Here is a 12194-nt window from a genome sequence, read left to right as displayed (position 1 = left end):
ATATATTCTTTACTCAAATCATCTAAATAAACATTATATTCATTGAGATATTTGATATACTTTATGGCCTTTCTCTCTCTAAACACACACACATCGGCATAAAGCCTCTTTAATACAGACAGAATAATACCAATAAAAGTCCCGATAGATCCCAAGACTTTCACAATATCATTGCCATGTTTTACGATGTATTCAAGCATGTTTTTACTCTAAGGTATTGAAAATATATTTAAGTATATACCATGATAAAAGTATTAGACTGCTTTCTGATGTGTTAATATCTACCCCAGATAGCTTTTCTTTACACAATGCATTTAGTTGTAACCATGTTTTTGTAAGATGTATTTTTTGTAAATATATTGTATGGAATAACAAAGGATAGTCTGGAGCAACAAATCAGGAAGAATTAAGTCTGCAACTTAAAAGACTTAATTGATGTAAGAGGTTGAAATGGCACTATTAATTACCAAACGCTGCATTAATTGTGATATGTGTGAACCCGAATGCCCTAATCAGGCCATCACAATGGGCGCAGAGATCTACGAAATTGAGCCTGAACGCTGTACCGAGTGTATCGGGCACTACGAAAAACCAACTTGCCAATCTGTCTGCCCGATTACGAATACCATTATTCTTGATCCTAATCATCAGGAAACTGAAGAGCAGTTATGGGATAAGTTTGTGCTCCTGCATCACGCTGATAAGATCTGAATTTAATTTTCCAATATCACCGTCGCACAGGCATAACGCCGTTCATCTGCTAGTGTGACATGCATGGATTTTACCTTTAATTTGTTAGCCAGCACTTCGGCCTCTCCATGAAGTTTCAATGTGGGTTTTCCCAGTGGATCATTAATCACTTCAAATTGATTAAAGGCCAGTCCATTACGGATACCAGTTCCAAAAGCTTTAGCCGCCGCTTCCTTGACCGCAAACCGTTTTGCAAGGAAGCGGACAGGCTGGTTATGCTGTTGATATTGCTGCCATTCCCTATCACTCAGAACTCGCCTTGCCAGACGTTCGCCTGAACGCCCGACAATTTCTTCAATGCGGGATATTTCAACAATATCAGTGCCTAATCCAAGAATAGCCATTAACGGCGTGCTTCCCGCAATAAAGTTTTCATATCCGCAACAGCCGCAGATAAGCCACTGAATACAGCACGGCCAATAATGGCATGTCCTATATTCAATTCATAAATTTCAGGTAAGGCTGCAATACGCTGTACATTGTGATAGGTCAAACCGTGGCCTGCATTGACTTTAAGCCCTTTAGCGGCTGCATAGGTTGCGGCTTCTTTGATACGCTGGAACTCTTTTTCCTGCTGTCTCTCATTCTCTGCATCTGCATACGCACCCGTGTGAATTTCAATAAATGGCGCCCCAACTTCGACAGCAGCATCAATTTGTTGGTGATCCGCATCAATGAACAAAGACACTAAAATCCCTGCTTCTGATAAAGTCTTAACAGCCGCAGCAATATGCTCTTTTTGCCCAAATACATCCAATCCACCTTCGGTTGTGACCTCTTGACGCTTTTCAGGCACTAAGCAACAGAAAGCAGGTTTGATTTGGCAAGCAATCCCCACCATCTCATCTGTTACCGCCATTTCAAGGTTCATGCGGGTTTGGATTGTATTTTTTAATAATTGAACATCTCTGTCAGTAATATGGCGGCGATCTTCACGTAGGTGAACCGTTATACCATCTGCTCCCGCTTGCTCTGCAACAAATGCTGCCTGAACGGGATCGGGATACTGTGTCCCACGGGCATTACGCAAGGTTGCAATGTGATCAATGTTGATACCTAACAATACCTCAGCCATTTTTAGCTCCTGCAATAACATAAGATTCAGTAAAGTCTACACTCTTCATCATGAAAAGGTGGCTTACTTTAGTTTTCATTTTTCTTGTTGGGGTTATCAGTTTTTTTACGTACGAATTGACGAAATAGCTCACGGCTTTTTAACGGTTTTCCCCCCAGATAAGGTTTCAAAGCAATGCGAGTGAAACGCTTCGCCGCTTTCAAGGTCACCTGATCGGGAAATTCGCTATTTGCCAGTGCTTTGAGTTCATAACCTGTAAAACTGTAGTGATCCACAACCAAACTGGCGATAAACCCTTTTTCTTCACGATAACGGTAAGTCATGGTATCCGATATAGGTTCACCACTTCCTGCACAGTGAAGATAATCTACTCCGTATCCCATATTGGTTAGTAACGCTAATTCAAAACGACGCAATGCACATTCTGGTGTGTATTCACTCGCTGCAAACGCTTGTAAACATTGAAGGTAGTCAAAAAAAAGCGCGGGATATGCCGTTCCTTGCTCAAGAAGTCTGGACAAGAGTTCATTCACATATAAACCGCTGTAGAGCACACTTCCCGTTAAGGGGAGAGCCAATGAGATAGGCTCTGCGTCTCTTAATGTCTTGATTTCACCCCGACCACTCCAACGAATAAGCAGCGGGGTGAAAGGTTGCAAACAACCTTTTAGATTGGAGCGACGGCTGCGTGCCCCTTTCGCTAAAACACGTACCCGCCCTTCATGTTCAGTAAAAAAATCCAGCAATAAACTGGTTTCACTGTAAGCGCGCCCGTGAAGCACAAAGGCTCTCTGCCAGCCGTCCACAAATCGGCCTTATAAGTCGTCGACGTAACCGAGGCTACGCAGCGCTCGTTCGTCATCAGCCCAACCGGATTTCACTTTTACCCACAATTCCAGGTGGACTTTCATATCAAACAGCTTTTCCATATCTTGACGAGCTTCTATGCCAATCTTCTTGATTTTGCTGCCTTTATTACCAATCACCATTTTCTTCTGACCATCACGCTCTACCAGAATCAAACCGTGGATGGTATAGCCTCCACGCTCATTGGTAACAAATTGCTCAATTTCCACTGTCACAGAATAGGGGAGTTCATCACCCAAAAAACGCATCAGTTTTTCACGGATGATTTCCGACGCCATAAAACGCTGTGAGCGATCAGTAATGTAATCCTCAGGGAAGTGATGATCCGCCTGTGGTATATGATCACGTACTATGTTGGCAATAGTATCAACATTCATGCCTTTTTCGGCGCTAATCGGCACAACATCGAGAAAATTCATCTGTTGGCTAAGAAAACCGATATGTGGCAGAAGAAGGGTTTTATCCGTTACATTGTCCACTTTATTGATAGCCAGTAAGACAGGACAACGCAAATGACGTAACTTATTCACCACCATTTCATCATCGGGTGTCCAGTGCGTACCTTCCACAACAAAAATAACCAGTTCGACATCACCAATAGAGCTGCTCGCCGCACGGTTCATCAGGCGGTTTATCGCCCGCTTTTCTTCAATATGCAGACCCGGTGTATCAACATAGATAGTTTGGTAAGCCCCTTCCGTATGGATCCCCATGATGCGATGCCGCGTCGTTTGAGGTTTACGGGAAGTGATGGATACTTTTTGGCCTAATAACTGATTCAATAACGTTGATTTACCAACATTAGGCCGACCGACTATTGCAACGAATCCGCAATAGTTTTTTTCTTCGCTCATTCAAGCTCCAGTTGTTTTAATGCTTGTTCCGCAGCCGCCTGCTCTGCCTTGCGGCGACTGGAACCGACTCCTCTGACCGGTTGTTCAAATCCACTGACCTGACAGTGAATTGTAAATTCCTGATCATGGGCTTCCCCACGAACCTGAACAACCAGATATGTAGGCAACGGCAGATGACGCCCTTGCAAATATTCTTGTAAACGGGTTTTAGGATCTTTTTGCTTATCGCCTGGGCTAATTTCATTCAAACGGGTTTCATACCAATTCAGGATAATCTTTTCGACTGTCTGAATATCGCTATCAAGAAAAATAGCGCCGATTAAGGCTTCAATGCTATCCGCTAAAATGGATTCGCGACGATGTCCTCCACTCTTTAACTCACCCGGCCCCAAACGCAGGCATTCACCTAATTCAAATTCCCTGGCTAGCTCCGCCAGAGTATTACCACGCACCAATGTTGCCCGCATGCGGCTCATATCCCCTTCATCAACACGGGGAAAACGATGGTAAAGGGCATTAGCAATGACAAAACTCAGGATGGAGTCACCAAGAAATTCCAAACGTTCATTATGCTTGCTACTGGCACTGCGGTGAGTCAATGCTTGAAGCAACAAATCGTGCTGTTTAAAGCTATATCCTAGCTTATGTTGTAACCGGTTCGTTATTATGGGGTTCATGTGCTACCAATTCAGTTAGAATTCATCAAATAAAAAGCACACGCAACAGACCTGTGAGGCGATATTAACCCGCAATTTCTCTTGGGGATATTTTTGCGGGATGCCTTACAAAACTGTTGCGTTTGCACTGGCTCCCAAAGTATTCATCCTCTTCAGGAGCCAGTCATCTCGTTTGAAAGAATATTCTACACTGTGAGATAAATTAATGCTGCGCTAATATATAAATATTAGTGAATTCCACCAATTCGACTGAAGCGTACACCAGTAGGCCATTCACCTTCCTGTTTTTCAAAGCTCATCCAAATGGCAGTTGCACGGCCTACCAGATTTTTCTCCGGTACAAAGCCCCATGAACGACTATCATCACTATTGTCACGATTATCACCCATGGCAAAATATTGCCCCTTAGGAACAACCCAAGTCCCTACTGGCAAGCCTTCTTGAGAGAAACCAGGGAAACGCTGTATTACAGGAATGGTCAAAATATGGTGCGACACATTACCTAAAGTTTCGACTCTTTCGTCCTGACGAAGAGAGTTCGGCCCTACTGACTCATCAACCGGAACTTGATAAACACCACTTATACGAACGCCTTCTGGTGTCACAGCCTCTTTTAATGTCCATTCACTTGGGAACACATTCCGATAAGTAACCGGTAAATCGCCCTTACATTGCGCATTCCAGCCACAGCCAGGGTAAACCTGAAGCTCTTTGTTGACATAATCGTAAACGATCTTATCTCCAGGTAAGCCAATAATGCGTTTTACAAAATCTATGCTTGGGTTCTTCGGGAATTTGAAAACTGCAATATCGCCACGCTTAGGCTCGCCAGTCTTAATTAAGGTTGTTTGCGTAATGGGATCTTTTAAACCATAAGCAAATTTTTCAACCAGAATAAAATCCCCGATCAACAATGTCGGCATCATTGAACCAGAAGGGATCTGAAAAGGTTCATAGACGAAAGAGCGCAGAACCAACACAATGGCTAACACTGGAAAGACAGATGCAAGTGTTTCAACCCATGAAGGTTTGTTAAGTCCTTTAGCCAAAGCTTCCTGAGCTTCTGCTCCTGTCGCCTGTTCCTGAATATGAGCAAGTTTTTTCTTACGTTCAGGTGCGAACTTAAATCGCTCTATGCACCAAAGAATACCAGTAATTAACGTTGCTAACGTTAATATCAAGGCAAAAGTGTTAGCCATTTGAACTCCTTACGACCTTGTGTTAATTATCTTTGCCAACATGCAGAATCGCTAAGAAGGCTTCCTGCGGCAGTTCAACATTGCCGACCTGCTTCATGCGTTTTTTACCTTCTTTCTGTTTCTGCAATAACTTTTTCTTACGGCTGACGTCACCACCATAACATTTCGCCAATACGTTTTTACGTAATTGCTTAACGGTAGAACGCGCAATAATGTGAGTTCCTATGGCAGCCTGAATGGCAATGTCAAATTGCTGGCGTGGGATCAGATCTTTCATTTTTTCCACCAGCTCACGTCCACGGTAATGGGAATTGTCACGATGAGTAATCAATGCCAAGGCATCAACACGCTCACCGTTAATCAAGACATCTACACGAACCATGTCCGAATCCTGGAAGCGGATAAAATTATAATCTAACGAGGCGTAACCACGAGATGTTGATTTTAAGCGGTCAAAGAAATCCAGAACCACTTCAGCCATTGGAATTTCATAAGTTAGTGCAACCTGATTACCGTGATAAACCATATTTGTCTGCACACCGCGTTTTTCTACGCAGAGTGTAATGACGTTGCCAAGGTACTCTTTCGGCAACAACATGTGACATTCTGCAATCGGCTCACGCAATTCATTAATGTTGTTTAATGGTGGCAACTTGGATGGACTATCAACATAGATAATATCACCACTGGTTGTCTCAACTTCATAAACAACTGTTGGAGCCGTTGTGATCAAATCAAGATCATATTCACGTTCCAGGCGTTCCTGAATGATTTCCATATGCAGCAAGCCAAGGAAACCACAGCGGAAACCAAAACCCAGCGCAGTCGAACTTTCTGGTTCGTAGAATAATGATGCATCATTTAAGCTCAGTTTGCCCAACGCATCACGGAATGCTTCATAGTCATCAGAACTTACAGGAAACAGACCAGCATAAACTTGCGGTTTGACCTTTTTAAAACCAGGCAAGGCTTTTTCCGCAGGCTGGCGAGCCGTTGTCAGTGTATCCCCAACTGGTGCCCCCAGAATATCTTTGATGGCACAGACCAACCAGCCTACTTCACCACAATTCAACACATCACGATCAATGCGTTTCGGTGTGAAGATACCCAATCGGTCAGCGTTGTATACCTGTCCAGTACTCATTACCTTAATTTTGTCACCCTTACGCAACGTACCGTTTTTAATACGAACAAGTGACACAACACCAAGGTAATTATCAAACCATGAGTCAATAATCAGGGCCTGTAATGGAGCATCAGGATCGCCTTCTGGTGGCGGTATCTCTTCCACCAGACGTTCAATAACATCCTGTACACCCACGCCCGTTTTTGCAGAACAACGAACAGCATTGGTCGCATCAATACCAACAATGTCTTCGATTTCTTCAGCGACACGCTCTGGTTCAGCAGCAGGAAGGTCAATTTTATTCAGAACTGGAACAACTTCCAGATCCATTTCAATGGCGGTATAGCAGTTAGCCAATGTCTGGGCTTCAACCCCCTGCCCTGCATCAACAACCAGCAAAGCACCTTCACACGCAGCCAGTGAACGGGAAACTTCGTAAGAGAAGTCAACATGCCCTGGCGTATCGATAAAGTTTAATTGGTAGACTTGCCCGTCATTTGCCTTGTAATCAAGGGTTACACTTTGTGCTTTGATCGTGATCCCGCGTTCACGTTCAAGATCCATTGAATCCAGTACTTGCGCTGCCATTTCGCGATCAGACAAACCACCACAAATTTGAATAATCCGGTCAGAGAGAGTGGATTTACCGTGGTCAATGTGGGCGATAATGGAGAAATTTCTTATTTGCTTCATTATTAAATCTTTTTTGCCTTAATATTTCTGAATCATTCGCCTATGGACACATTGATGGACATAAAGCGACAGTTTATTGGTTCGGCCACTGGCCTGAGGAGCTGTATTCTACATGCCAAACCCGTGAAAACCAAACCCGTGAAAACTTAGCCATATTTGTCGTTTTCAGTATGACCCAGTTGTTTTCAGTAATGATAAATTAAAGTTGAAGCTCGTATGGTAAAACAGATTATTCTTGCTGTAGAACCTTAATCGAATCAGGAGGTAAACCAATTTGTAACACAACAGGCTGGTATGCTTGCAAATTATCCCAATACGCCGCGATCTTGCGAGCAATGAAGAAACCAGCGACTCCACCGCCAACCCCGCCTAAGCAGGTCCATAATTGGTCAGTCGTCCAAAATTGAAAAAGTGCGGCAACCAAAAACAACCCCAACAAGGGTGTCAAATATACCAGCATAGCTGAACGTAGCAGACTGCTTTCAGGAATGCCTACTTCAACCTTCTGCCCCGGTTGGAGTGGTTGAGCAATTTCCAGTTCCAACTGATGGATGCTTTCTGGCCCTATCTTTTCCAGTAAATAAGAACCACAGGCTGCTTTAGTTTGACAGCTACCGCAACCTGAAGATGAGCCATAACGTAATAATGCCCGCCCTTTGTGCCAACGGACAACAGTTGCCCATTCTTTAACCATCAGTTTTCTCCCGTAAACGTCACGCTTGCTGCAATTTGTTCGGCTGTTGCGAAAGGCAGCTCACCAATGACTGTTATGCTGTTTTTGTCTCTGACCAAAGTATAAACCGTTCTTCTGCCCTGTCGAAATGGTTGTTCATCGACAATTTTTTTATCTGAGTTCACCACATTTACAGAAAAATTAAACAATCCATCATCATACATGATGGACTCTAACCATTCTTTCTCTGATAGCTTTCGGCTGTTACGTGAAATTTCTTTGAAACCGTCAGGCATTTTTCCAACCAGCCAATTGAATTTCAATTTATCAGCAGGAGGAATGAGCAGCATAGGTGGTAATTTCAAATTAGTAATTACATTCAATTCCGTTTTAATCGAGTCATCCACAGTTGATGACACGACACGGAATTGTTCAATGACTGTTTTATTATCCTTATCTAATAGGTCTATCAGCAGAGGAAGATGATTTTTCTCATCAATCAGCAGGTTATAATTATAACGGGATTTATCTTTCGATATGATGCGTACAAAACTCACAGGATAATCGCCAAAATTCGTGCTGCCTGCATCAATAAAACGGTAAAATTTTTGTAATTGGGCAAAATCGGCAAAGATGATCGGTGGAAGATAATCGACGATATGAGAACCACGGATACTAAATGAGTCTAATCCAGGTTCGTAATAGCTGATTTGATCACCGCGCTGGATAATTTCCCTACGTGAACCATCCATTTGGATGATTTGAGCCATAACCTGTCCATCAATAATGGCATGACGGTAACGCAAAGGAACGAGAAATTGCTGTTCTAAGATGATGAAGCCAAGCTCGTAATCCAGCGTTTGCACTGCCTTACTCATATCCTGTAACAAAGCCTCAGCGTTGCTTTGTTGCGCTGAGGCCTTTAGAGGATTTATCAGGCTACTCGCCAATAAAAAAACGGCAAGCCAAGTACGTTTCATCACTGTTGTTGTGGCGCTTGCTCTTCAGGAGACTGATTAGCCTGAGTGACACCAGCATTTTTTTCAGCGTGAATGCGCCGGGCGAGTTCATATTGCTGCAACATCGCATCAATTCGTTTATTGCTTTCTCGCACTTGCATATTCAAATCACCACCGAAAGTTTCTTCTTCAGCTGGGGTTGCTAAGCCAACTGTTGAAGCGGTACCCATCACCGGCAATGTGTTAAAAGCGGGGGCCTCAAATTGGTTATCTGTTTCAACACTGTTATCACTATTATACTGCTGGACACCGATAATCACGGACAGCGATACACAGGCTGCAACACCAATTTGTGCAATTTGACTCTTCCATGCACGAATTTTATGCCAGAATGGCATGTTAGCCCATGTTTCAGGTTTTGGCTGAGATTCCAGAACAGCTGCTGGATTAATATGAATGGGTTCTTTTTCAAGTGCCAACGCGACTTGACTTGCAATATCCAAATGCAATACATCCCCCACATCGCCACGCAGCACATCACGCACCAGGTGATAGCGTTCCCACTGTTTCTGCATGACCGCATCTTCAGAGACCAAATGAACTACTTCACTATCAAGAGCTTCTCCATCCATTAATGCGGAAAGTTTCTCTCTTTGCATGCCAAAGTACCCTTCAATATTGTTTTATTCCACTGTTTTCCACTCGTTATTGTTGGATCAGTGGTTGAACTTTATTATCAATTGCTTCCCTTGCCCGAAAAATTCGTGAACGCACAGTGCCTACAGGACATTCCATGATGTCGGCTATCTCTTCATAGCTCAATCCATCCAACTCCCTCAACGTAATCGCGACCCTCAAATCTTCTGGAAGCGACTCAATCGTGCGGAAAACGACTTCCTTTAACTCTTCAGACAACATTAAGTTCTCAGGGTTCGAAATTTCTTTTAATGAACTTGACGTATCATAATTTTCTGCATCGTTGGCATCCAAATCATTAGATGGTGGACGGCGCCCCTGAGCAACTAAATAATTTTTCGCAGTATTAACGGCAATACGGTACAACCATGTATAAAATGCACTATCACCTCGGAAAGAAGAAAGTGCCCGATAAGTCTTAATGAAAACTTCCTGAGCAACATCAGGAACGTCACTTTGAGGTACGTAACGAGCAATCAGGCTCGCTACTTTGTGCTGGTATCTTATCACCAGCAAATTAAATGCTTTTTGGTCGCCCTTCTGGACGCGTTCAATCAGCATTTGATCCGTTAACTGCTCGCTCATCCGAGGTTCACTCTCCTGAGGTAAAACTCCACATTTATACTTAAATTAAACCAATATGATGTTCTGATTTCCCGAACAAGCATGACTTTGAGTATCAGTTCACTGTGAAGTTCAACTTTAGTTGTAATTTTGATTACAGCCACCTGTTATTTTCGTATTGCACTTTTCTAAATCATAGCCGCTATTTCACAGGGTACGCGATTTTAAACTGAGAAAAAGAAAACCTTTGTTTTATTATACCGAAATACCTCATTCACCATCTCAATAGTGCTAATCTCATCAATAATAAAGATAAAAATCTGTTACCAACTGACGAAAGTCGTCTGAATATGTACCATCCGAAGAACGAATCGTTAATTCACTCACTTGGACATCCTGTTCTTGTCGTGACAATCCCAGTAATAGACGATGCAACGGCTTATCTTGCCTGTCACGAACGTTGACTCGGAAATGGGTAAACCATCCCAAATCTGATGCCATTTTTTCAAATTGTTCACCAATTTCATAAGGGAGTACCAGACAAAATAACCCTGTTGGTGTAATCAATGCCCGTACACACGCCAATAACCCCTGATGCGTCAATGACTCCGTATAACGCGCCTGATTACGAGCTTCGTTTCGACATGCAATAGCCGGCTCAAAGTAGGGAGGATTGCTCACAATCAAATCATATTGCGCGTTAATTTTCCGCAACGCATTTTGTCGCGCGAAATCATGAATATCCTGCTGATATACCGTCATGCGGGAAGGCCACGGTGATTGCTGTACATTATCCACTGCCTGCATTGCAGCAAGTTCATCCAGCTCCACCGCATCAATAAAGGTATCTTCTTTGGTGCGTTGGGCTATCATCAATGCAATCAAACCACTGCCACATCCAATATCCAGACATCTTTTCCTGTTATATACTGGCGCCCAGGCTCCCAACAACACCCCATCCGTCCCAACTTTCATCGCACATTTATCATGTCCAACAAAAAACTGTTTAAATGTAAAACCACCGCGGCGAAAAGTGGGTTTCTGTATCGATGCCATAACCTATTCTGCTGAAATTAAAATTTGTCATAGCATAAATCTTATAGCCGGCGGATAAAAGTAACCTACTTATTGGATGCTTTTATAGGATGAAGAATACGCCTAACCTGTTTATAATCGGTAAAATAATATTATTAATCAATTAAATATATCATTAAGGGGTGCTATTGGGGTGCCATAATAACAGCACCCGAAGTGACTTTTGACGCTTTCTTTGTTAATTTGCTTTTCTTTTAACCTGTATTCTTTCCACTTCTTTTGCCGCTAATTCCCTTTGATTGTCAATGTATGCTGCCAGATCATTCACATGAACGATTCTTGGTGATTTCTGACTGTCAGTTAATTTGTATGTAGGAATATTCAGCTTTCCTTCATTTGCTTTACGCTCAGCAGTTCCAGGGCTCATTCTGAGATATCTTTCCGCTATGGCCGACAAAGGAATTTGCGAAGTTTCAAATTCCGCCAATAACAAGAACACCGTGTTCATCTTCATTACTCAACTCCTTTCTGATACCCGTTCCACAAAACCATTTTTGCCACCATTTCAGGTGCTGCCAAGTCACTGAGTGTTGCTTCAAAAATGATGTCATACAGCTCCGTAGTCAGGATATCTTCCAAATTTCTTGGCCTTTCAGAGTAGGGCACTTCATCGGGCACCCCGTTCATGACATCAATAACCAATGCGGCGATTTCCTTTTCTCCCCGTTCCGGCTTGCGGTATCCGGCTTTCCATACTGCATCGGTGATATCAGCCGGATCGCCCCAAACTGAGGCGATGATTTGAGTCAGGTGGAGTGGCTTCATTTAAACCCCCTGCATATATTCGCTGCCCGTTCGCACATATCAGTGTCGAACCAGCCGAAATGACATTCGTTGAAACTGATTTCCAGTTGATTTGCTAACCATCTGTACGCCTCCGTGCGCTCCAAATTACGACTCCTGACGACATCATCGAAATACCGATGAGCCGATGCTCTGGCTCTGCGTGTCGGTTTATCTGCCAGT

Annotated in this window: 17 protein-coding genes; 1 reads left to right on the top strand and 16 read right to left on the bottom strand. The window is 43.1% G+C overall.

The annotated features are described in order from the left end of the window. Positions 1–200: hypothetical protein (locus tag IQ211_RS19665; RefSeq protein ID WP_228011604.1), on the bottom strand; the 200-nt coding region annotated here is incomplete at its 3' end. 250 nt (positions 201–450) lie between these two features. Between IQ211_RS19665 and IQ211_RS15780 the strand changes: the two genes are divergently transcribed. Beyond that, positions 451–711 (top strand): YfhL family 4Fe-4S dicluster ferredoxin, encoded by a 261-nt coding sequence (locus tag IQ211_RS15780; protein WP_099132125.1) that lies wholly within the window; start codon positions 451–453, stop codon positions 709–711. Positions 712–713: 2 nt separating this feature from the next. On the opposite strand, the gene acpS is transcribed toward IQ211_RS15780, so the two are convergent. The 15 genes from acpS to IQ211_RS15705 form a co-directional block, all read right to left on the bottom strand. Beyond that, on the bottom strand, positions 714–1094 hold the full coding sequence (acpS, locus tag IQ211_RS15775) for a holo-ACP synthase (protein ID WP_189760416.1): 381 nt from the start codon (positions 1092–1094) through the stop codon (positions 714–716). Then, positions 1094–1825 (bottom strand): pyridoxine 5'-phosphate synthase, encoded by a 732-nt coding sequence (gene pdxJ / locus IQ211_RS15770; RefSeq protein WP_189760415.1) that lies wholly within the window; start codon positions 1823–1825, stop codon positions 1094–1096. The genes acpS and pdxJ overlap by 1 nt, the downstream gene beginning before the upstream one ends. A 68-nt stretch (positions 1826–1893) precedes the next feature. Next, positions 1894–2631, bottom strand: a complete 738-nt coding sequence (gene recO / locus IQ211_RS15765; RefSeq protein ID WP_189760414.1) for a DNA repair protein RecO — start codon at positions 2629–2631, stop codon at positions 1894–1896. 9 nt (positions 2632–2640) lie between these two features. Further along, entirely contained in the window at positions 2641–3546 is a 906-nt protein-coding gene (gene era / locus IQ211_RS15760; RefSeq protein WP_189760413.1) for a GTPase Era, read from the bottom strand. Further along, positions 3543–4223 (bottom strand): ribonuclease III, encoded by a 681-nt coding sequence (gene rnc, locus IQ211_RS15755; protein WP_189760412.1) that lies wholly within the window; start codon positions 4221–4223, stop codon positions 3543–3545. Before rnc ends, era begins: the two co-directional genes overlap by 4 nt. 227 nt (positions 4224–4450) lie before the next feature. Further along, on the bottom strand, positions 4451–5422 hold the full coding sequence (lepB, locus tag IQ211_RS15750) for a signal peptidase I (RefSeq protein WP_189760411.1): 972 nt from the start codon (positions 5420–5422) through the stop codon (positions 4451–4453). Between the two features lie 22 nt (positions 5423–5444). Further along, complete coding sequence (lepA, locus tag IQ211_RS15745; protein WP_189760410.1) at positions 5445–7241, bottom strand: translation elongation factor 4; 1797 nt, start codon at positions 7239–7241, stop codon at positions 5445–5447. A 229-nt stretch (positions 7242–7470) separates the two neighbouring features. Further along, complete coding sequence (rseC, locus tag IQ211_RS15740) at positions 7471–7935, bottom strand: SoxR-reducing system protein RseC (RefSeq protein ID WP_189760409.1); 465 nt, start codon at positions 7933–7935, stop codon at positions 7471–7473. Next, positions 7935–8894, bottom strand: coding sequence for a sigma-E factor regulatory protein RseB (gene rseB / locus IQ211_RS15735; RefSeq protein ID WP_189760423.1), 960 nt, complete (start codon positions 8892–8894; stop codon positions 7935–7937). Before rseB ends, rseC begins: the two co-directional genes overlap by 1 nt. Then, positions 8894–9532, bottom strand: coding sequence for an anti-sigma-E factor RseA (gene rseA / locus IQ211_RS15730; protein WP_189760408.1), 639 nt, complete (start codon positions 9530–9532; stop codon positions 8894–8896). The genes rseB and rseA overlap by 1 nt, the downstream gene beginning before the upstream one ends. 46 nt (positions 9533–9578) lie before the next feature. Next, complete coding sequence (rpoE, locus tag IQ211_RS15725; protein ID WP_189760407.1) at positions 9579–10154, bottom strand: RNA polymerase sigma factor RpoE; 576 nt, start codon at positions 10152–10154, stop codon at positions 9579–9581. A gap of 279 nt (positions 10155–10433) precedes the next feature. Beyond that, positions 10434–11189 carry a tRNA(1)(Val) (adenine(37)-N(6))-methyltransferase TrmN gene (gene trmN / locus IQ211_RS15720; protein WP_189760406.1) on the bottom strand — a complete coding sequence of 252 codons (756 nt, stop codon included), beginning with the start codon at positions 11187–11189 and terminating at the stop codon, positions 10434–10436. A gap of 217 nt (positions 11190–11406) precedes the next feature. After that, entirely contained in the window at positions 11407–11676 is a 270-nt protein-coding gene (locus IQ211_RS15715) for a pyocin activator PrtN family protein (RefSeq protein WP_189760422.1), read from the bottom strand. Between the two features lie 5 nt (positions 11677–11681). Further along, positions 11682–11993: a hypothetical protein gene (locus IQ211_RS15710; RefSeq protein WP_189760405.1), complete on the bottom strand. Its 312-nt coding sequence runs from the start codon at positions 11991–11993 to the stop codon at positions 11682–11684. After that, on the bottom strand, positions 11990–12194 hold a 205-nt coding region (locus IQ211_RS15705; RefSeq protein ID WP_228011603.1), incomplete at its 5' end, for a zinc-finger-containing protein. The genes IQ211_RS15705 and IQ211_RS15710, both read right to left, overlap by 4 nt.

The sequence above is a fragment of the Xenorhabdus griffiniae genome (assembly GCF_015163655.1).
GTDB classification, from domain to species: Bacteria; Pseudomonadota; Gammaproteobacteria; order Enterobacterales; family Enterobacteriaceae; genus Xenorhabdus; species Xenorhabdus griffiniae.
This window is presented reverse-complemented; position numbering and strand designations above follow the sequence as displayed.

Coding starts and splice junctions, on each gene's coding strand:
- lepA (WP_189760410.1), bottom strand. CDS start 7,241: ATGAAGCAAATAAGAAATTTCTCCATTATCGCCCACATTGACCACGGT.
- rnc (WP_189760412.1), bottom strand. CDS start 4,223: ATGAACCCCATAATAACGAACCGGTTACAACATAAGCTAGGATATAGC.
- rseC (WP_189760409.1), bottom strand. CDS start 7,935: ATGGTTAAAGAATGGGCAACTGTTGTCCGTTGGCACAAAGGGCGGGCA.
- era (WP_189760413.1), bottom strand. CDS start 3,546: ATGAGCGAAGAAAAAAACTATTGCGGATTCGTTGCAATAGTCGGTCGG.
- rpoE (WP_189760407.1), bottom strand. CDS start 10,154: ATGAGCGAGCAGTTAACGGATCAAATGCTGATTGAACGCGTCCAGAAG.
- rseB (WP_189760423.1), bottom strand. CDS start 8,894: ATGAAACGTACTTGGCTTGCCGTTTTTTTATTGGCGAGTAGCCTGATA.
- IQ211_RS15780 (WP_099132125.1), top strand. CDS start 451: ATGGCACTATTAATTACCAAACGCTGCATTAATTGTGATATGTGTGAA.
- pdxJ (WP_189760415.1), bottom strand. CDS start 1,825: ATGGCTGAGGTATTGTTAGGTATCAACATTGATCACATTGCAACCTTG.
- rseA (WP_189760408.1), bottom strand. CDS start 9,532: ATGCAAAGAGAGAAACTTTCCGCATTAATGGATGGAGAAGCTCTTGAT.
- lepB (WP_189760411.1), bottom strand. CDS start 5,422: ATGGCTAACACTTTTGCCTTGATATTAACGTTAGCAACGTTAATTACT.
- acpS (WP_189760416.1), bottom strand. CDS start 1,094: ATGGCTATTCTTGGATTAGGCACTGATATTGTTGAAATATCCCGCATT.
- IQ211_RS15715 (WP_189760422.1), bottom strand. CDS start 11,676: ATGAACACGGTGTTCTTGTTATTGGCGGAATTTGAAACTTCGCAAATT.
- IQ211_RS15710 (WP_189760405.1), bottom strand. CDS start 11,993: ATGAAGCCACTCCACCTGACTCAAATCATCGCCTCAGTTTGGGGCGAT.
- trmN (WP_189760406.1), bottom strand. CDS start 11,189: ATGGCATCGATACAGAAACCCACTTTTCGCCGCGGTGGTTTTACATTT.